Consider the following 19,801-nt stretch of genomic DNA (forward strand, 5'->3'; position numbering starts at 1 on the left):
CTCGGTTTTCGACGATTCTTTCGCGTACAGTTTCTGACCGGCTGTACCGGTCAAATTTTCGTTGCGCCTGATCTGTCGCTGGATTTTTCCGAATCCGGCCTTATTATTGCGTTTGCCGCGGCTTGCCGTCTTGTCCTCGCTGAGTTTTTCTATCCATGCTTTCCCACATACTGCCTAAAGCCGAAATTTCGATTCGGGAAAATCTTCGCTGGTTGTATATCCTGCGAAATCTGATGTTATTCGCAGTGACTTTTGCCGTGTTCATCGCCGTGAACGGGCTGGGTATCAATCTGCCGCAAAATCAGCTATGGCTGGCGATATTCGCGATCTCGATACTGAATTTATACACTTGGCTGCGGTTGCGTACGCCGGAAGAAGTCACCGAGCACGAGATTTTTTCGCAAATCTGCATGGACGTGTTGGCGCTGGCTTATCTGCTCTATCTGACCGGCGGAGCCTCCAATCCGATCATTTGGGTGTTTCTGTTGCCGTTGATCGTAACGGCGATCATGTTGCCGCAAGCTTATGCCTGGAATATGGTGATCATTACGTCCTGCGTTTACACCGTGTTGATCGCCTACAACGTGCCGCTTCCGGCCATCGAGCCGCATTTGGCCCATCCGGCCATGACCGAATTGACGCCGGAAATGAGTTTGCAAATGCATTTGATCAACGACCGGCGCTATTTCAATTTACATGTGTTCGGCATGTGGTTCGGCTTTGTGTTCAGTGCCGGCTTGGTCGCGTTTTTTGTGGTGGAGCTGTCGAAAACGCTGAAAGAGCGCGAACGCAATCTGGCCGACGCCCGCGAGAGTGCGTTGCGGGATGAACGGGTGGTGTCGCTGGGTACGTTGGCAGCCAGCGCCGCTCACGACATGGGCACGCCGCTGGGTACGATCGCGATCCTGACGCATGAGATGGTTGAGGATTTGCCCGAGCACCGTTACCCGGAGCTTTACCAGAAACTGATGATCGTGCAGCAGCAAATCGATCGTTGCAAACAAGCCTTATCGGTGATGTCGGCGTCTGCCGGCGAGATGCGGGCCGAGTCGGGCAAGGTCATGCTGGTCAGCGAATATATCGACGAGGTGCTGAACCAATGGCGGGCGCATAAGTCCGCTACCCGGATGAAGCTGTTCGTCTCGCCGAATGTCGATATGGCGGCGAAAATCATTGCCGAGCGCACGGTGACCCATTCCATTATCAATATCCTGAACAATGCGGCCGAAGCGTCGCCGGTCGATGCCGGCATTGAATTCCATGCCGAATGGAGCGATGAGAATTTGTTTTTGCGGATACGGGATTTTGGCCCCGGTTTACCAGCGGAGTTTATCGATTTCGCCGGGCATCAGCCGGTGAAAAGCAACAAGCAGGGCATGGGAGTGGGATTGTTTTTGACCTACACCACGATAAAACGCCTGGGGGGTACAATACAGTTCAGTAATCTCGACAGCGGCGGAGCTTGCGTGGAGATCAGTTTGCCGTTATTAGCTAAGGAGAGTACCCATGACCAATTTGCCTATGGATAAGCCGAATTTACTTTTGGTTGACGATGATGTCACCTACTGCTCGGTGTTGAAACCGGCATTGGAAAAACGCAATTTTCAGGTGACCGTAGCTAACGATGTGGCGACGGCAATGAAGTTGGCTGAGCAGACCGAGCCGGAATATGCGGTCATCGATTTGCGGATTGGTTTCGATTCCGGTTTGGAGATGGTCAAGAAGCTGATCTCGCTCGACGACAATACCCAGATCGTCATGTTGACCGGCTTTGCCAGCATCGCGACCGCGGTGGAAGCGATCAAGTTGGGTGCAATCCATTATCTGACCAAACCGGCGAATGCCGACGAAATTGTCAGCGCGTTGTACAAGAACGAGGGCGACGCCTCGGTGGCTATCAGCGATAGTCCGCTATCTGTAAAGCGCCTGGAATGGGAGCATCTGCAAAAAGTGCTAATGCAGCACGACGGCAACATTTCGGCAGCCGCGCGCGCACTGAATATGCACAGAAGGACTTTGCAAAGAAAGCTGGAAAAGAAGCCGGTCAAGGAATAGATTGCAATAAGCTTTTAGATTGTTCTTGCCTATTGCTTTGATTCATAAGCGATAGTTCGAATCAGTTAAGGCCACTCTTAGCTTTGGATATCTTGGCGTTATGCTAAACAAGCGTTCTTTGACGATGGTGTGGTTGGTGCGGGCTTATCGGTTTTGTAATATTTTGGTTATATCTGTTGCAAAATTAAAAAACATAGGTATAATGGGTAATTCATTCAGGGGGTCGTTAGCTCAGCCGGTAGAGCACCGCACTTTTAATGCGATGGTCGTGCGTTCGAATCGCACACGACCCACCATCCTAACTCTTTGAACCGGAAGAGTTTTTTCAGCTGGATTGCCCGTCGAGTTGAAGCAGCATCCGCAGCAAGGCGCAAATTTAGGCGCACTCTGCAATTGTTTGCTCAATGAGGTGGCGTAATGAACCAGCAAAAGCAGTCCTTTTTAGTCAAATCCGCGACTAAATTTTCAAACCAACCAAATGTTTTTTCTAGACACGATTCTTTCGTGTTTTTTCGCGCGCGCGGCATTTTCGTCGGGGGTGCGTAATGGCCTACATCAGACCTTTAGCAAACGGCAACTTCCGCGCCGATGTCCGCATGAAGGGTATCGTTAAAAACAAAACTTTCCCTACCGAAGTACTTGCCCAAGCCTGGGCAGATAAAATCGAACACAGCATTAAAGTCGTACCGTTGATGGATCAGGCGCAATTGTTGGCGCTGTCTGATACCGACATTGAAAAAATGGGTGGCTCCGACTTGTTCGAACAACTCGGTATCGATCTGTTTGCTATTCACCATCAAGCCAAGCTGGCCGCGATAAACGCTCTATCCAAAAAAGAGTTGTTGCAACTGTCACCGCAAGACATAGAACGCATGGGCGGCGCTGAGTTGTTTATACAGGCCGGCAAGCGCATCAGATACAAAACCTTACGCGAAGTCTGCAACGAATACCTGTCACGCTGGAACAAGAAAGACTATCAAGGCCAGATGCAGCGAGTTGATTACTGGTGCAAGCTGTTCGGTGATCGAATCATGACAGACATTGATATTTTTGATTTGCGTGAACACGTGGACGGCATGATCGATTCCGGCGAGCGCGCCAGCACGATCAATCGCAAGAAAGCCGTGTTATCCAGCGTCTACAAATTTGCCTTGAGCCGCGGTTATGTTGATGAAAACATAGTTCGTAGCGTCGTTGTTGACGACGACACCAAGCGTCGTGACCGAGTTTTATCCGAATACGAACGCCAGAGACTGCTTAAAGCCTGCAAGGAATCCTACTGGGATAAGTTATATTTGCTAGTGTTGATGGCCATGGTAACCGGCGCACGCAAAGGCGAATTGATGAAATTACGCTGGGGTGACATCAACTTCAAGGACTCGACCGGTTTTCTCGGTGACACCAAAAATGGCACCAGTCGAGAATTGCATTTCCCGCCCGTTGTTATGGCTGAACTGAAACGCTTTCAGGAAGTTGGCACAGGCTTGATTTTTCCATCCACAGAGAAGCCAAGCCAGCCCATGGATATTCGCAAAGCATGGGCAAAGGCACTTAAGGCCGCGCAAATCTCAGACAAGGATACTTTTAACGCTGACGGCAGCATAAAACAGGAAAAATTCACCTTCCATTGCTTACGGCATGGTTTCTGTTCCGCGCTGTCCGACTCAGGTAAGGAAATCAATCAAATTGCAAAGCTGGCTGGTCACAAGAGCATTCAGACAACCATGCGTTACATCCATCAAGGCCGAGAGCAAAAGCGTCAAATTGTTAACGAGCTGGCTCAGGCGTTCAGTCTATAATCCAATCTTAGTCTGCCCGAAGCGGGACAAGCGGAGCTATTTACAGTTTGGCTGGCTATTTATTATTTCCATTTGAGTGGGGTCGGTGTGTGAAGAAAAGCAAGGAATTACCTGGATGGTTTAAGCTTGAAAATTATCAAAAAACTTCTTCATTTACTCCCCTTGAATGGTATGAAAATTTAAATCAAAGGAGAATGTTTTTTACCTATTACAAAATGCATCATAGTGAACGGACAGACATATCCGAGAGTCGGAAAGATCATGCAGGTAGGTGGTGTAAGTCATTCGTCAATATGATTTCAGAGAGCCCGCTTTTGAATGTTAATGCAGATCGAAGAACCTCATACATAAAGACTACTGCAAGATCGTTGAAAAACATAGACTTCGTTCGCACCTATGACATGATTTTAAAAAACGCCCCAGATATATTTCATGAGTATTTGGAAATAGAAAAAAATTCTAGTGAAAATGCGTTTTCATTGAGTTTGAAAAACAAAGAGCTGGAAAGCTTTCTTTATCAGAATCAATCGAATTTATTTTCTTATCAAGAGGCTTATCTCTCGATCAATCTTCATGCAAATGACGAGCAAATTATTGATGATTTTAGACATTGGCTCTCAAACATCAGAGAGGTAGTAAATAAAAAATCTGCAAAGAAAGATTTTTGTGAGTCAGATTTTAACGAATGGGCTGAATACAAAGTTTTGCCTTACATCGATTTGAAAATATGGTCGATGTTGTGTGAGAGAAAAATAACCCAATCTATGATTGCACGCGCGCTATATCCTGATGAGTATGAAATCGATATAACCGAGAGAATTAGAAAAACCACGAAGAAAAAGGCTGACTGGTTGATGAGAGGTTCGGTAATCGATGCGTTTGGTGTTCAGCTTCAAAAAACGAAAAAAGTGGAATAAAAAAACGCATTTTTCGTTCCGGAAAATAATCGCTGGTAAAATTTACCGGCATAAAAATCAACTCTACGCTATCCCTCGTGTTTTCTATTTTGCATTGATTTAATAGCCAAAAATTGTGAAACAACATGAGGCTATATCATGCAAGACCAACCCGCAGTAACCCTAACCGACTTGGTGCCATACCAGTCTGTCCCCGACAAATTCCCCCATCTATACAGCCGCAAAAGCTGGCAATGGGCGGTCAAACAACGTCAACATAATGGGCTTGCTAGAGCCTTTCGCAAGGTCGGAAAGCAACTTTTCGTAAACACCCAAGTTTTGGCCGAGTGTATCGATTCGCAGCTTGCGGATTGATTCGCATATGAAATGCGATGCAATACCAGCTCTGACGCGGACTTTATTTGATAAGGCGTAAATCTAGGCGCAAATTTCCCGGTTTTTAACAAAAAGACTTCAACTCGACGGGCAAATCGAAGGGAAATTGCGCCGATTGCGACTAGGCAAATATGACAAAGCGAAAGAACAAGCTGAAACTTGATTTTGATAAGCGTGGCGGCGTCATCGTCATTTCACGGGCATTGCTGGATTCGTATGCCTACAAATCATTACCGCCAGAAGCAAAGGTGTTGATGGTATTGCTACAGATACATTGGCGAAACGATCAAGCCGTTGCCTATGGCGTACGAGAAGCGGCAAGCCAAATTGGTTGCGCGGTAAATACGGCTTCGAAGTCTTTCAAGTTACTGAATGAACGCGGCTTCATCGCCTGCGAAAACGAATCTCTATTTAACAGCAAAACCGGCAGCAAGGCGCGTGAATGGCGTTTGACCTGGATGCCGTTTGAACACCGGAAACCAACTCACGACTGGGAAAACTGGAATGAGAAAAACAAACCAACCGTATCAAATTGAAGCACGCAAGACGATTTTGTATGCCGCTTTTTGAGACACAAAGTTTTTTGCAATGAGTTTGTGTCTTAAAAATCAGCACGCCAAAAGCCAAAAACAACGGCTTATCAAAATCCTGCGTGATTGTTTTTGCGACACACCTACATTAACCATGCCCTATTAAAAATAGAACCGGTTAAATGGCCAAACTCCAAAATCCCAATCGCGCCAAAATCCACCGAAACTACACGGTAGAAGAAATCGCGATGCTCTATGCAGTACACAAAAATACCGTGCGGCTCTGGATCAAAGACGGGCTGCCGACGATTGATCGGAAACGCCCCATCCTGATTGCTGGCGCCGATCTTCGTCGCTACTGGCAAAGCAAACGAACCTGCAGGAAACGAAAATGCCAGCTCTTTGAAATGTATTGCGTACGCTGCAAGGTAACGCAACGGCCAGCCGAAAACATGGCTGATTATGAACCGCTAAATTCTGACACAGGGCGATTGATCGGTCTTTGCCCCGACTGCGGCGGCATTATCAACAAGTTTGTCAGATTCAACCGACTCGATGAAATCCGGGGCTACTTGGACATCACGCAGACGAAAGCACTGAAACACATAAGCGAGAGTAACAACCCCCTCGTAAACAGTGACTTCAATCAGTGAGATAAAACCATGACCAAATACAATGCCAACAACGAGCGCATCAAGCGCCAATACTTTGCTTTTTTGAAGGAAGCCAAGCGGCAAAACGAAAGCTCGGTCGATGCCGTGGCTAAGGCCATCAGTCGCTTCGAAGCCTACAACTGTAATGGTCAACAAAAACCGGACACTTGTTTAGGCAGCGTCTCTCGAAAATTCCCGCTCGAATTCGATCGGGGATTGATAGCCCAATGTTGAATGCGATCGACGGCCGTTGTAAAAAGCCAAATAGTCGATCACGCTCAGTTTTGCCGCCTCTTGGGTTTTGAATTTTTCGTAGTTGAGCTGTTCATGCTTCAAGCTACGGAAAAAGCGTTCCGTCGGCGAATTGTCCCAGCAATTGCCTTTTCGGCTCATGCTTTGCTCCATGCGCATCACGGCCAGATGTTGGCGATATTCTCGACTCGCATACTGACTACCACGATCCGAGTGATGCAGCAGACCAGGTGGCGGTTTGCGACGCCAGAAGGCCATTTGTAATGCCTTGACACAGAGCGAGGTCCGCATGTGGTCGTCAATGGCCCAGCCCACCACTTGGCGGGAGAATAGATCGATAACGACCGCGACATACAGCCAGCCCTGTAACGTCCAGACATAGGTAATATCCGTGCTCCACACTTGATTTGGCTGAGCGACCTTGAATTGGCGATCCAGCCGATTTGGGGAGATGGCCTCGCTGTGGTTGCTGTCCGTGGTCACTTTAAATCGTTTGGGGTAGCGAACTTTTAACTTCAACTCCCGCATGATCCGCCGCGTTTTAAAGCGGCCGACGGCAAAACCCTGTTTCTGCAAGCGATCCGCTAAGCGACGCGAACCAAAGCACTGCTTGTTGTCGGTAAAGATTTGACACACTTTATCGGTAAGCTGTTGATCCTGCCGCTTTTTATCACTGCCTTGTGAGGCGGTGCACCATTCGTAGTAAGCACTAGTGCCAACGCCCATGACCCGACACAGTACGGTGACTGGATAGGTCTTCTGTTGCTCTCGAATAAACCCGTACTTTATTCGGTTTCTTTCGCAAAGAAGACTGCGGCCTTTTTTAAGATTTCGCGCTCCATTCGCAACTGTTCATTTTCCTTCCGTAAGCGGATCAATTCGTCACGGTCCCCCAGATTCAGACAAGACTTTTTTACCGCCGATTCGTTCGCCGAAGGCTTGCGTTCCGCTCGTACCCAGCGTCCTAGGGCGCTTTGCGATATGCCCAAATGATCGGCTGCCTGCTGTTGGCTGTAGCCTTTTTCCAGAACCAGTTTGGCGGCATCTTGTTTGAACTCCAGGCTGTATTTTGGCCGATTGTGTTTTTTGTCGTTACTCATGACCACCTCTGCTAACAGTATAAATTCTGCCTTTAGAAGTGTCCGGGGTTATTAGACCATTTCAAACAAACACCGCGATTTCAAGGCTTTTCATTATGAACAGGCCGTGGCATTTAAGCATCATTTGGCCAAGCAACTCAATCAACAAACCGGCAAGCCAATCAGCAAAGCCACCATGCATTCCACGCTAGGCCAGCTCAAAGCGTTCTTCCAATGGCTGGCAATGCAAACTGGCTATAAATCGCGTATCAACTACAGTGACGCCGAGTATTTCAATTTGTCGGAAAAAGAGGTTCGCATTGCCACGGCAAAGCGACCAAAACCGGTGCCAACCCTGGAGCAGATAAAGCACGTCATCCAGTTGATGCCGAACCAGACCGACATCGAGCAGCGTAACCGCGCCCTGATTGCCTTCACCTTGCTGACTGGCGCACGCGACAGCGCCATCGCCTCGATGAAATTGAAACATATCGATATTGCCGGCAGAAACGTGTTTCAAGATGCGCGTGACGTGAAAACCAAATTCAGCAAGACCTTCACCACTTTCTTTTTTCCGGTGGGCGATGAAATAGAACAAATTGTCCATGACTGGGTGCGTCACCTCAAAGAACATCTATTGTGGGGCAACGATGATCCATTGTTTCCCAAAACCCGAGTCGCAGTCAGCAAAGACCACGTCTTTAAAGCTGCCGGCCTGGAAAAAGCTCACTGGAGCAATGCGTCGCCGATACGTGCTATTTTCCGCGAGGCGTTTGAAGCCGCTGGTTTGCCCTATTTCAACCCGCACAGCATCAGAGATACTTTGGTCAAGCTTGGACTACAGATTTGCCCGACACCGGAAGCATTGAAAGCCTGGAGCCAGAATTTAGGTCATGAAGAGGTTTTGACGACCTTGTACAGCTATGGTTATGTGCAGGAGAGCCGGCAAGGTGAAATTATCCAGCAGTTAAGCTCGCCAAGGAATCCACCAGCACCAAACGCTGACGAATTCGCCATGGCGGTTGTTAGAGCTTTGACAAACCAAAAAATAGCAAATCTATCACTATCCTCCTAGAAAAGGTTAACATCGCGCGCCTGAGCAATGGCTCACTCATTAAGACATGCTATAAATCATACGAACAACAAAAATAGGGACGGCTTTACCAATGAACGGCGAAACTCATAGCCAACTAGCCAATTTTATCTGGAGCATCTGCAACCTATTGCGCGGACCATACAAGCGCAACGAATACCGCAAAGTCATTCTGCCGCTCACCGTATTGCGGCGTTTCGATTGTCTACTCGCACCCACCAAAAATTCAGCGTTTGAGGAATTTCAAACCCTAAAAACCAAACCGGAGCGAGTCATCCAGGCCAGACTGCAATCCATTACCGGTCACCGCTTTTACAATTTGTCGCGGATGCAGTTCGATAAAAATGCCGATCATTCCCTGCTCAATGATCCGAACAATCTGGCGCCCAATCTAAACAGCTACATCAACGGTTTTTCGCCGAATGTCCGCGCCATCATGGAGAAATTCAAGTTCAGCGAGCAAATCGCCCACATGGCGGAAAAGAACATCCTGTTCGAAGTGGTCAAGGCCTTTGCCGCTATCGACCTGTCTCCGCAACGGGTCGATAACGTCCAGATGGGTTATGTCTTCGAAGAACTCATCCGTATCGGTGCCGAGCAATCGAACGAAGAAGCCGGAGAGCATTTCACCCCGCGTGAAGTCATCAAATTGATGGTCAATCTGTTATTGGTGCCTGAGCAGGATTTAGCACAAAGCCACATCGTTAAAACCATTTACGACCCGGCTTGCGGTACCGGCGGCATGCTGTCAGTAGCCGAGGAATACATTCGCAAGCTCAATGCCGACGCTCAGCCGAAACTATTCGGCCAGGATTTTAACGACGAGGCTTGGGCGGTTTGTAAATCGGACATGCTGATCAAAGGCGAAGACGCCGACAACGTCATCCTCGGCGACACCTTCACCCGTGATGGCTTTGATCGCGACAACGACAGTAACAAATGGACTTTCGATTACATGCTCGCCAATCCGCCTTTTGGCGTGGAATGGAAACAGCAACAGAAATACATTCAACAAGAAGCGGATACCTTGGGTTTTGCCGGTCGCTTTGGTGCCGGTACGCCACGCATCAACGATGGTGCTTTTTTATTCCTGCAACACATGATTGCCAAAATGCGCCCAGTTGCTACGGGTGGTAGTCGAATCGGCATTGTGTTTAACGGTTCGCCCTTATTTACTGGCGATGCGGGTAGCGGCGAAAGCGAAATCCGTCGCTGGATTATCGAAAACGACTGGCTGGAAGCCATCGTCGCCTTGCCGGAGCAACTGTTCTACAACACCGGCATTTCCACTTATGTCTGGATCATCAGCAACCGTAAGGAGTCACAGCGCAAAGGCAAAGTGCAATTGATCGACGCACGCAATTTCTGGGTGCCCATGGAAAAATCCTTGGGCAACAAGCGCCGCCGCATTGGCGACCCAAGCGACAAAGCCAAAGACCCGAACCATATCGGCGAAATCACCCAAATCTATGCCAACTTTGCCGATGGCGAACCCCGGAGCTTTACATTTGACGGTAAAGACAAAGAACTTGTAGTCAGCAAAGTGTTCGACAATGAAGACTTTGGTTATCACAAGATTACCGTCGAGCGTCCGCTCAGGCTCAATTTTCAAGCCAACGCCGAGCGCATCGCCCGCCTGGAAGAGCAAACCGCGTTTATTAACCTCGCCAGCAGCAGTAAAAAGAACGAAACCGTCCGCCAGCAGGAAATCGAAGCAGGTCGCGTCCGCCAACAACAAATCCGCGATTTGCTGGCAACTTTTGCCAAGCAGCATGGCGACACCCTGTTTTTAGACCGCAAACAGTTTTTGCTGACACTGCGCGACATCGATCGCGCCCATGACGTGCGCCTGTCTGCCCCGGAACTCAAAGCCGTGTTGGCTGCCTTGGGCGAGCGTGACGAAACGGCAAACATTTGCACCGACAGGCAAGGTAACCCGGAGCCGGATGCCGACTTGCGCGACACTGAAACCGTTCCGCTCAAGGAAAGCATTGACGAATATTTTCAACGCGACGTGTTGCCACATGTTCCGGATGCTTGGATAGACCACAGCAAAACTAAAATCGGGTATGAAATCCCGCTGAACCGGCATTTCTATCGCTACGAGCCACCGCGCGAGCTGGAAACCATCGAAGCCGAAATTAAGACACTGGAAGGCGAGATTGTTGATCTATTGCGAGAGGTAACAGCATGACGCAATTAATACCATTTTTATCACCGCGCATGGTTGGTAGCCGGTTTTCTGGACATTCCGTTCCCCTAGAACTGCTGAAAGACCTTGCCACATTAGAAGAGATGGTCAATGAAGTGGCTAAGTGGCGCTACCTGCAAGAAAACTCGGATCGTAAGAGAACGCCTAAAGGGTTCACGGACGGCATTGGACTAAGACTAACGGGTATCGACGAAGGTAGTGCCATCCCTCAAATCCAAATGCTTGTTGAATCCAATCAATTGTTTCAACCAGTTAATCAGATTTACTTTGAGCGCGCGCGCGATGCAATCATTGGGGCAATTGATGCTGCCGAACATGGCACGCCAATCAACCAACATTTACCGGATTTCTTATTGGGCTTTTTCGATCGCATTGGGCGTGGATTGCGTGATGGGGAATCGATTGAATTTCAACCCACTAATATCGACCGTCCAGCCAGACTTAACAAGGTAACCAGAAGAAAGTTAATACTGGCTTCTTCGGAAATGAAAGGCTTTTCTGAAGACGTTTCTTTGCGCGGCTCAATAGCCAAAGCAGACCAAAAAAAGATGACCTTTGAACTTGAAGTCATCAATGGCCCTCGATTAAAGGCCCCAATTGCACCTCAACACTTACAAACCGTTTTGGAAGCGTTTACCGGTTATAAACAGGGCGTCCGTGTTTTGTTGCAAGGCATTGGTCTTTATAGCCGTAGTGACCGCCTGCAAAGCGTTGAAGCAGTCGAACATTTAACCCTTTTGGAGCCAAACGATATTTTCGCCCGCTTGGACGAATTCAGCGCAATTCGCAACGGTTGGTTAGATGGCAAAAAAGGTTTTGCGCCAAGTGCCAAAGGGTTAACTTGGCTAGCAGATTGTTTTAAAAGCTACTATCCGGACGAATTACCTGCGCCTTACCTCTATCCAACTGCCGAAGGTGGTGTTCAGGCCGAGTGGTCAGTAAATACACACGAAATTTCTTTGGACATCAACATCGATTCGCACACCGCGCAATATGTTGCGTTGGAAATGACTTCCGAGCAGGAAGACTGCCGTGAGCTGGATTTGTCCAACCCTGAACACTGGCTGTGGCTGATGGACCAACTGAAGCACCTAAATGGAATTAACGCATGAATACCAACACGCTTTTATATCGCCAAATTCACCCCAATTTCATCCAGCAAAACCGCGTTTCATCCCAAGCCTTTCGCCCGACACCCAAGGATGAGCAAAAACTCTCGGTTTATGACGGTGACCAGATCGAACCAGCGTCCGCTTACCAGCATTACACCGGCAAATTGAACCTGCCTTCGGTCGGCGTAATGGCTGTGACGGTATTGGAGTGCCAAGAAACTGGCTTACCCACACTTCCTGATCCAGCGCCATTTCCCGAACATGCGTTGATTGATTTTTCTGCCTACAGCAAGAATGAAACCGAAAAAAAAGCCAAGTTGCTAAAAGCAAAAGCCGAAGCGAGAAATTGGCTTTACCGTGAGGCGATGGCATGAGCGAGGCTAATTTACCTAGCCAAGCCATAGGCGAGTTGGTTATCTATCAAACCGATGACGGCCAAAGCCGTATTGAATGCAAGTTGGTAGAGCAAACCATTTGGCTATCCCAAGCGCAAATGGGTGAATTGTTCGACCGCGCCAAACAGACCATCAGCGAGCATTTGCAAAACATCTTTAGCGAAGGCGAATTGAACGAACTTTCAGTTGTCAGGAATTTCCGGACAACTGCCGCCGACGGTAAACCTTACTATGTCATTCACTATAACCTGGAAGCCGTTCTGGCCGTGGGCTTTAGGGTTAAATCCAAGCGTGGCACCCAGTTCCGCCGCTGGGCCAATACCCAGCTTCGGGACTTGATCGTTAAAGGCTTTGTCATGGACGACGAGCGGCTGAAAAATCCCGGCGGCTGGGATTATTTTGATGAATTGCTGGCGCGCATTCGCGAAATCCGCGCCTCGGAAAAACGCTTTTACCAAAAAGTGCGCGACCTGTTTGCCCTCAGTAGCGACTATCAAGACAACGAAACCAACGCGCAACTATTCTTTGCCGAAGTGCAAAACAAATTGCTATATGCCGTCACCCAGCACACCGCTGCGGAAATCATTGTTCAGCGTGCCGATGCCAACGCCCCCAATATGAATCTGACCACCTGGAAAGGCAGCCGGGTGCGCAAAGCGGATGTGATTGTCGCCAAAAATTACCTGAGCGCCGACGAAATCGACTCGCTGAATCGTTTGGTGGTGATATTTCTGGAACAGGCCGAATTGCGCGTCAAGGAACGCAAACAACTGACGCTGGATTACTGGCGCAGCAACGTTGACCGCCTGCTGGAGTTCAACGACAAGCCCATCTTACGCGGCGCTGGCTCGATTAGTAAGGCCGCGATGAAAACCATCGCCGAACAGCTCTTTGACGATTTCGACGCCAAACGCCGCGCCGACGAAGCAACGGCTGCCGATGCGGAAGACTTGAAAGCCTTGGAGCAATTGGAGCAGGCACTGGAAAAAGGCGGGCGGAAATGAAATATCCGGCTTATCCGCAATACAAGGACAGCGGCGTGGCGTGGTTGGGTGAGGTGCCGGAGCATTGGGATGTGAAGCGTCTTGATTTCTTAGCGTCGGTGAAGGCTCGGCTTGGCTGGAAAGCCCTTACTGCCTCTGAATATGTTGATGAAGGATACGTATTTCTTGCTACGCCAAATATTAAAGGTGAGCAGAATATCGACTATAAAAATGTCAACTACATCACTTGGGAACGATATATCGAATCACCTGAGATTATTTTGAGCGAAGGCGACGTCCTTTTGGCAAAGGACGGTTCAACTCTAGGAATCACAAATGTTGTAAGAAATTTGCCGAGACCGGCAACTGTAAACAGTTCCATTGCGGTCATACGTCCAAAAAACAAAGATGCGATTGACAGCAGTTTTCTGTTTCGTTGGATTAGTAGCTCATTCATGCAGTCAATTATTGACAGTTTGAAAGATGGGCAAGGCGTACCTCATCTATTTCAATCAGACATCAGGAAATTCACTGTATTAACACCATCTCTTGAAGAACAAATCGCCATCGCTGATTTTCTGGATCGGGAAACCGGACGGATCGATACGCTGGTGGCGAAAAAGCGCAAGTTGGTGGAATTGCTCAAGGAAAAGCGCAGCGCGCTGATTTCCCGCACCGTCACCCGCGGCCTGCCCGCCGATGTGGCGGGAGAATTTGGCCTTGAACCTAACAAGGGTTTCAAGCAATCAGGTATTGAATGGCTAGGCAATATACCTTTGCATTGGGGGATACAAAAGTTTTCACGCTGCGCTTTTTTTCAGGAGGGGCCAGGACTTCGCAATTGGCAGTTTACTCAAGATGGGGTTCGAGTTATCTGCGTAACAAACATTACTGATTCAGGAATTAATTTTTCTAACTATGGGAAATTCATATCCGATGAAGAATATCAGACTAGCTATAGGCACTTTACTGTATCAAACGGTGATTTGTTGCTTTCTAGTTCTGGTAACTCGTGGGGGAAAGTTGCAGAGTTTCAGTCTAACGAAATAGCTATACTCAATACCAGTACGATTCGAATAAATACAAATGTAAGCGGAACCTTGGTTAGGGCCTTCGTAAAGTGGCTATTGATTTCAGATGGAACCAGAGAGCAACTTGGGCAATTTATGACCGGATCATGCCAACCAAATTTTGGCCCGTCTCATCTCGGGCGGGTATTAGTTACGGTCCCACCGCAAGTTGAACAAACCGCCATCGCCGCCTATCTCGACCGCGAAACCACAAAAATCGACCGGCTCATGGAAAAAGTCGAAACCGCAATCACCCGCTTGCAGGAATACCGCAGCACGTTAATCACCGCCGCCGTGACCGGCAAAATCGACGTGCGAGGGACGGCATGAATCGGCATGCCATATACTCCGCCACTCGTTCCCACGCTCCCGCGTGGGAATGCAGACCGTCGTTCGACGCCGGTATGGATTCCCACGGAGACCGTGGGAACCAGGAAACCGCCATCACCCGCTTGCGGGAATACCGCAGCGCTCTGATCACCGCCGCCGTGACCGGCAAAATCGATGTGCGGGAGGCGCTATGAAGTTCGAAACCTTCAAAGCCGGTTCCTGGCAATCGCGCTATCAATACAAAAGCTTCGAACCGGTGCCGGTCAATCACGCGTGGGTTTGGGAAGACCCGGTCATCAACACCTTGCTGGAGCAAGCCACCCGTGCGCTGGGCGAACTGAATGCATTTTCGCTGATCGTGCCGGACATCGATCTGTTCATTCAAATGCACGTCGTCAAGGAGGCGCAAACCTCCAGCCGTATAGAAGGTACACAGACCGGCATCGACGAGGCCTTGATGCCGGAGGAACAAATCCTACCGGAAAAGCGCAACGATTGGCGCGAGGTGCGCAATTACATTGACGCGGTCAATGTCGCCATCGAGGAGTTGAGCCGCTTGCCGTTGTCCAACCGGTTACTCAAGCACACCCATGCCATTTTGATGCAGGGCGTGCGCGGCGAGCATAAACAACCGGGCGAGTTTCGTTCCAGCCAAAACTGGATTGGCGGTTCGAATTTGATGGACGCGGTGTTCATTCCGCCGCACCCGGATAATGTGGCGGAATTGATGGGCGATTTGGAAAAATTCTGGCACAACGAAGCCATCACCGTGCCGCATTTGATCCGCATCGCTATCAGCCATTATCAATTCGAGACCATACATCCGTTTTTGGATGGCAACGGCCGGATCGGTCGTTTGTTGATTCCGTTGTATTTGGTGAACAATGGTCTGCTGGCCAAGCCTTCGTTATATTTGTCCGACTTTTTCGAACGCAACCGCGCCAGCTATTACGACGCCCTGATGCGGGTACGGATGAGCAACGATTTGATTCACTGGGTTCGCTTTTTCCTGGGCGGCGTGGCACAGACCGCCAGCAAAGGCCGGGACGTATTCCGGCAAATATTGGCGCTCCGCAACGAAATTGATAACCAGTTGATCGGTTTGGGCAGTAAACGTGCCGTCAACATGAAGCAATTGCTGAATTTGCTGTACCGCAAGCCGGTGATTGTGGCGAGCGAAGTGGAAAAATTTTTGGCAGTGAGTACGCCCACCGCAAATGCGCTGATCAAGGAACTGGAGCGCATGGGTTATTTGAAAGAGATTACCGGTCAGCAACGCAGCCGGATTTTTTCGTTTGAACCTTACCTTAAATTGTTCGTTAGTTAAGTAAAATGACTTTTTCTTAACTAATCTTGGAATTAAGTTAAGAAACAATAAGGACATCTGAATGGCCCAAACCACTGAAAAAGCCTTCGAAAGTTATGTCGAGCAAATGCTGCTGGCCAAAGGCTGGCAAGCCGGTTCGGTAAAGGAGTGGGATAAGGAACTGGCTTTATTTCCTTCACAAATTTTCGAATTTATCGCCGCCACCCAAACGCCGCTTTGGGACAGCATGCACGAACAGCATGGCGCTAATCTGCAAGCCCTGTTAATCAAAGAGCTGGTTAAGGAACTAGCCATCAAAGGCTCGTTGCATGTACTGCGCCACGGCTTCAAGTTTTACGGCAAAACCTTCCGGCTGGCCTATTTCAAACCGGCGCACGGTCTGAATGCCGAAGTGCTGGCGCATTATCAACAAAACCGGCTGACAGTGACGCGGCAAGTGCCTTGCCATCCGGGCGACCACAGTACGCTGGACATGTTGTTTGCGGTTAATGGTTTACCGGTGGCAAGCTGCGAGCTAAAAAACCCTTGGACGGGGCAAAACTGGCGGCATGCAGTAAATCAATACCGCAACGACCGTAATCCGCGCGCGCCGTTGTTTGAATTCAAACAACGGGCGCTGGTGCATTTTGCCGCCGACCCGGACGAAGTTTATATGACCACTCGGCTGGCGGGCAAAAAGACATTTTTCCTGCCGTTTAATCGTGGCAGCCATCCCGGCGAAGTAGTCTGCGGAGCGGGCAACCCGCAGCATCCGTCCGGTTACCGCAGCGGTTATTTCTGGGAAGAAGTCCTTGAGCGCGAGCAGTTTCTGGACATTCTCGGTAATTTTATTTTTATCGAGCGTAAGGAAGAGAAAGTCGACGACGGCAAGGGCGGCAGCCGATTGATGCAAAAAGAAGCGGTGATTTTTCCGCGCTATCACCAGCTCGATGCCACTCGGCGATTGGTCGCTGCTGCACAAGTGGAAGGCCCCGGCCGGAATTATCTGATCCAGCATTCAGCCGGTAGCGGCAAAACTAACTCAATTTCCTGGCTGTCGCATCGTTTGGCCAGTTTGCATGACGGCAACGATCACAAGGTGTTCGATTGCGTGATTGTGATTACCGATCGGCAAGTGCTGGACAGGCAATTGCAGGACGCGATTTATCAAATCGAACACGCGCAAGGGGTGGTCAAGGCCATTGATCAGGATTCCAAGCAATTAGCGGCGGCACTGATTGATGGCACCAATATCGTGATTACCACCTTGCAGAAGTTTCCGTTTGTGTTGCGCGGCTTATTGCATGCCGCTGGCGCGGATAATATCGACGCAGCGGATGAGATGGCCAAAAAGCAGGCCAAAGCCTGGGAGCAAGAGATAGCCAAGCGTCGTTACGCGGTGATCGTCGATGAAGCGCACTCGTCGCAAACCGGGGAAACGGCCCGAGAACTCAAGTCGATTTTGGGGGCGACTGCCGCCAACGGTGAAGACGACGAAATCGATTTTGAAGACCGTTTGAATCAGGTCATGGCTTCGCGCGGCCGTCAGCCCAACATCAGCTTTTTTGCTTACACGGCCACTCCGAAGGGCAAGACCTTGGAGCTGTTCGGTCGTGTCGGCCACACCGGCAAGCCAGAACCTTTTCATCTATACAGCATGCGCCAAGCCATCGAGGAAGGTTTTATTCTGGACGTGTTGCAGAACTACACGACCTACAAGACCTATTTCAAGCTAGTCAAGGCCATGGAGGAAGACCCGAACCTGCCCAAGAAAAAGGCAGCGCGGGCCTTGGCGAAATTCCTGGTGCTGCATCCGACCAATATTTCGCAAAAGATCGAAATCATCGTCGAACATTTTCGCAACCACGTTAAACATCATTTGGGAGGCCAAGCCAAGGCGATGGTGGTGACCGGCTCACGCCTGCACGCCGTCAAATACATGCAGGCGTTTCAGGCCTATATCGAGCAACACGCTTACCACGATGTACAGGCCTTGGTAGCGTTTAGCGGTACGGTGCTCGACCCTGAAAGCGGCCAGGAATACACTGAACCAGGCATGAATACCGACAGCGTGACCGGTAAAGCGATCGGCGAAAAGCAATTGCCGGAGCGTTTTAATTCGCCCGATTATCAAGTGCTACTGGTGGCTAACAAGTACCAAACCGGTTTCGATCAGCCGAAGTTGATGGCGATGTATGTCGATAAACGCCTGGATGGCGTGCAGGCGGTGCAAACCCTGTCGCGCCTGAATCGCATGCTGCCGGGCAAGGAAGCGCCGTTCGTGCTGGATTTTGTCAATGAAGCTGATGACATTTACCGCGCATTCAAACCTTATTACGACGCCACCAGCTTACAGGAAACGTCCGACCCGGCTTTGCTAGAACAGGTCAAGCATGACTTGGACAGTATGCAGGTTTATTACTGGAACGAAGTGGAAGCGTTTGCCCGTATTTTCTACCGATCACCCAATAAGCAAAATCCGGCTGATCACGCCCATTTGCAACGCCATTTGCAACCGGCAGTGGACCGGTTCAAGGCGATAAGCGATGAAGAGCAGCGCTTTGTGTTTCGGGACAAGTTAAGCGGCTATGTCAATGTGTATGCTTTTTTGAGCCAGATCATGCCTTATGCCGATCCTGATCTGGAAATGCTGTATAGCTTTGGCCGTTTTTTATTGCCGCATTTGCCGCTGGATCGAGATAACACCAACGTCAAGCTGGGCGACGAAGTCGATTTGCAATATTACCGGCTGCAACGGGTGTTTTCCGGCGCAATCGATCTGGCGGATGAGCAAGGCGAGTACACGGTAAAAAGCCCGACCGATGTTGGCACCGGCAAAACCAAGGACGAAAAAGCCCCACTGTCGGAAATCATCGAGATATTAAACAACCGCTTTGGTACGAACTTTACCGAAGAAGACCGCTTATTCTTCGAACAAATCAGAGAAAAAGCGACCAATTCGCCAGAGGTGATTCGGTTACGGCAAGCGAATCCGTTTGATAAATTTCAGCTAGGTTTACGCCAAGTGTTGGAAGATCTGATGATTCAACGGATGAATGAGAACGACAAGATTGTTACGCGATACATGGACGACAGAGCGTTTGAAGATGCGGCGTTTGCGGTTTTGTCTAAGGTTATCTTTGACAGTATTCCTCAAACCAAGGGTTAGACCGGATTTGCCATGTTCGAGACCTACCCGTTTTTGACGGCAATAACGTCTGGCTTGCTTTCGCTGATTGGCGCGCTTCTTGGTGTGCTTGCTACCCATTTTTTGTCGGACAGGCGCAAACGGCGCGAAGAGTTAACCGAACAGAAATTGAAAGCGTATTCGGATTTTATAAATTCTGCTTCCAAGATAATCGCCGCAAGGCGGCTAGGCAATACCGAGAACGATCCCCAAGAATTGGCATTACTCAATGATGCAAAGGTTAGAATTTGTATTTGTGGGGACAGATCAGTAGTGCAAGCTTTGACTGAGTTCTGGGAGCATGGGGCGACTTTAGAAAGAGAGCCTGAAATTCTGGCTTTTACCCGGCTCTGTATGAGAATTCGCGAAAGCTTAGGGTACAAAGCCCATGATCTTTTTGACCTCAAAATATCGAGTGAAATGGTCTAATAACCCCGGACACTTCTAAAGGCA

17 protein-coding genes, 1 tRNA gene and 1 pseudogene are annotated in these 19,801 nt (G+C 49.3%); 16 read left to right on the plus strand and 3 right to left on the minus strand.

The window, feature by feature from the left end; translation table 11 throughout:
- Positions 1-155 precede the first annotated feature (155 nt).
- The 7 genes and pseudogenes from PL263_RS18425 to PL263_RS20370 form a co-directional block, all read left to right on the plus strand.
- On the plus strand, positions 156-1,529 hold the full coding sequence (locus PL263_RS18425) for an ATP-binding protein (protein WP_140911657.1): 1,374 nt from the start codon (positions 156-158) through the stop codon (positions 1,527-1,529).
- Positions 1,507-2,055 carry a response regulator transcription factor gene (locus PL263_RS18430; protein WP_140911658.1) on the plus strand — a complete coding sequence of 183 codons (549 nt, stop codon included), beginning with the start codon at positions 1,507-1,509 and terminating at the stop codon, positions 2,053-2,055. Before PL263_RS18425 ends, PL263_RS18430 begins: the two co-directional genes overlap by 23 nt.
- Before the next feature lie 220 nt (positions 2,056-2,275).
- Positions 2,276-2,351, plus strand: a tRNA-Lys gene (locus tag PL263_RS18435).
- A gap of 249 nt (positions 2,352-2,600) precedes the next feature.
- Entirely contained in the window at positions 2,601-3,854 is a 1,254-nt protein-coding gene (locus tag PL263_RS18440; RefSeq protein ID WP_278210758.1) for a site-specific integrase, read from the plus strand.
- A gap of 89 nt (positions 3,855-3,943) precedes the next feature.
- Positions 3,944-4,771, plus strand: coding sequence for a DUF6387 family protein (locus tag PL263_RS18445; RefSeq protein WP_278210760.1), 828 nt, complete (start codon positions 3,944-3,946; stop codon positions 4,769-4,771).
- A 506-nt stretch (positions 4,772-5,277) separates the two neighbouring features.
- The gene (locus PL263_RS18450; RefSeq protein WP_278210761.1) at positions 5,278-5,682 is read left to right on the plus strand and encodes a hypothetical protein; all 405 of its coding nucleotides are present in this window, start codon (positions 5,278-5,280) and stop codon (positions 5,680-5,682) included.
- A gap of 242 nt (positions 5,683-5,924) precedes the next feature.
- Positions 5,925-5,987 (plus strand): annotated as a pseudogene (locus PL263_RS20370) (DNA-binding protein); the annotation flags it as partial.
- A gap of 159 nt (positions 5,988-6,146) precedes the next feature.
- Here PL263_RS20370 and PL263_RS18460 read toward each other — a convergent pair.
- Genes PL263_RS18460 through PL263_RS18470 form a run of 3 tightly spaced genes read right to left on the minus strand, consistent with a single transcriptional unit; the run spans position 6,147 to position 7,681 of the window.
- Complete coding sequence (locus PL263_RS18460; protein ID WP_278210764.1) at positions 6,147-6,485, minus strand: hypothetical protein; 339 nt, start codon at positions 6,483-6,485, stop codon at positions 6,147-6,149.
- Between the two features lie 15 nt (positions 6,486-6,500).
- Positions 6,501-7,370 (minus strand): IS3 family transposase, encoded by an 870-nt coding sequence (locus PL263_RS18465; RefSeq protein ID WP_347568950.1) that lies wholly within the window; start codon positions 7,368-7,370, stop codon positions 6,501-6,503.
- A complete protein-coding gene (locus tag PL263_RS18470; RefSeq protein WP_278209330.1) occupies positions 7,367-7,681 on the minus strand; it encodes a transposase in 315 nt (104 codons plus the stop codon). The genes PL263_RS18465 and PL263_RS18470 overlap by 4 nt, the downstream gene beginning before the upstream one ends.
- 106 nt (positions 7,682-7,787) lie before the next feature.
- Here PL263_RS18470 and PL263_RS18475 point away from each other — a divergent pair, with 106 nt between their 5' ends.
- The 9 genes from PL263_RS18475 to PL263_RS18515 all read left to right on the plus strand — a co-directional run bounded on the left by PL263_RS18475 (position 7,788) and on the right by PL263_RS18515 (position 19,777).
- A complete protein-coding gene (locus tag PL263_RS18475; protein ID WP_278210766.1) occupies positions 7,788-8,735 on the plus strand; it encodes a site-specific integrase in 948 nt (315 codons plus the stop codon).
- 91 nt (positions 8,736-8,826) lie between these two features.
- Positions 8,827-10,947, plus strand: a complete 2,121-nt coding sequence (locus PL263_RS18480; RefSeq protein WP_278210767.1) for a class I SAM-dependent DNA methyltransferase — start codon at positions 8,827-8,829, stop codon at positions 10,945-10,947.
- Complete coding sequence (locus tag PL263_RS18485) at positions 10,944-12,077, plus strand: hypothetical protein (RefSeq protein ID WP_278210769.1); 1,134 nt, start codon at positions 10,944-10,946, stop codon at positions 12,075-12,077. Before PL263_RS18480 ends, PL263_RS18485 begins: the two co-directional genes overlap by 4 nt.
- Complete coding sequence (locus PL263_RS18490; protein WP_278210771.1) at positions 12,074-12,451, plus strand: hypothetical protein; 378 nt, start codon at positions 12,074-12,076, stop codon at positions 12,449-12,451. The genes PL263_RS18485 and PL263_RS18490 overlap by 4 nt, the downstream gene beginning before the upstream one ends.
- The gene (locus PL263_RS18495; protein WP_278210773.1) at positions 12,448-13,476 is read left to right on the plus strand and encodes a virulence RhuM family protein; all 1,029 of its coding nucleotides are present in this window, start codon (positions 12,448-12,450) and stop codon (positions 13,474-13,476) included. The genes PL263_RS18490 and PL263_RS18495 overlap by 4 nt, the downstream gene beginning before the upstream one ends.
- Positions 13,473-14,855 carry a restriction endonuclease subunit S gene (locus tag PL263_RS18500; protein WP_278210774.1) on the plus strand — a complete coding sequence of 461 codons (1,383 nt, stop codon included), beginning with the start codon at positions 13,473-13,475 and terminating at the stop codon, positions 14,853-14,855. Before PL263_RS18495 ends, PL263_RS18500 begins: the two co-directional genes overlap by 4 nt.
- Positions 14,856-15,045: 190 nt before the next feature.
- On the plus strand, positions 15,046-16,182 hold the full coding sequence (locus tag PL263_RS18505) for a Fic family protein (protein ID WP_278210776.1): 1,137 nt from the start codon (positions 15,046-15,048) through the stop codon (positions 16,180-16,182).
- A 61-nt stretch (positions 16,183-16,243) separates the two neighbouring features.
- The gene (locus tag PL263_RS18510) at positions 16,244-19,330 is read left to right on the plus strand and encodes a type I restriction endonuclease (protein ID WP_278210778.1); all 3,087 of its coding nucleotides are present in this window, start codon (positions 16,244-16,246) and stop codon (positions 19,328-19,330) included.
- 12 nt (positions 19,331-19,342) lie between these two features.
- Positions 19,343-19,777, plus strand: a complete 435-nt coding sequence (locus PL263_RS18515) for a hypothetical protein (protein WP_278210779.1) — start codon at positions 19,343-19,345, stop codon at positions 19,775-19,777.
- The last annotated feature ends 24 nt before the right edge of the window (positions 19,778-19,801 follow it).

Source organism: Methylomonas sp. EFPC3 (assembly GCF_029643245.1).
GTDB lineage: Bacteria > Pseudomonadota > Gammaproteobacteria > Methylococcales > Methylomonadaceae > Methylomonas > Methylomonas koyamae_B.

Bases quoted from the DNA above. Each gene is read 5' to 3' on its own strand.
- PL263_RS18425 (WP_140911657.1), top strand. From the start codon at position 156: ATGCTTTCCCACATACTGCCTAAAGCCGAAATTTCGATTCGGGAAAAT.
- PL263_RS18430 (WP_140911658.1), top strand. From the start codon at position 1,507: ATGACCAATTTGCCTATGGATAAGCCGAATTTACTTTTGGTTGACGAT.
- PL263_RS18440 (WP_278210758.1), top strand. From the start codon at position 2,601: ATGGCCTACATCAGACCTTTAGCAAACGGCAACTTCCGCGCCGATGTC.
- PL263_RS18450 (WP_278210761.1), top strand. From the start codon at position 5,278: ATGACAAAGCGAAAGAACAAGCTGAAACTTGATTTTGATAAGCGTGGC.
- PL263_RS18470 (WP_278209330.1), bottom strand. From the start codon at position 7,681: ATGAGTAACGACAAAAAACACAATCGGCCAAAATACAGCCTGGAGTTC.
- PL263_RS18480 (WP_278210767.1), top strand. From the start codon at position 8,827: ATGAACGGCGAAACTCATAGCCAACTAGCCAATTTTATCTGGAGCATC.
- PL263_RS18485 (WP_278210769.1), top strand. From the start codon at position 10,944: ATGACGCAATTAATACCATTTTTATCACCGCGCATGGTTGGTAGCCGG.
- PL263_RS18490 (WP_278210771.1), top strand. From the start codon at position 12,074: ATGAATACCAACACGCTTTTATATCGCCAAATTCACCCCAATTTCATC.
- PL263_RS18495 (WP_278210773.1), top strand. From the start codon at position 12,448: ATGAGCGAGGCTAATTTACCTAGCCAAGCCATAGGCGAGTTGGTTATC.
- PL263_RS18500 (WP_278210774.1), top strand. From the start codon at position 13,473: ATGAAATATCCGGCTTATCCGCAATACAAGGACAGCGGCGTGGCGTGG.
- PL263_RS18505 (WP_278210776.1), top strand. From the start codon at position 15,046: ATGAAGTTCGAAACCTTCAAAGCCGGTTCCTGGCAATCGCGCTATCAA.
- PL263_RS18510 (WP_278210778.1), top strand. From the start codon at position 16,244: ATGGCCCAAACCACTGAAAAAGCCTTCGAAAGTTATGTCGAGCAAATG.
- PL263_RS18515 (WP_278210779.1), top strand. From the start codon at position 19,343: ATGTTCGAGACCTACCCGTTTTTGACGGCAATAACGTCTGGCTTGCTT.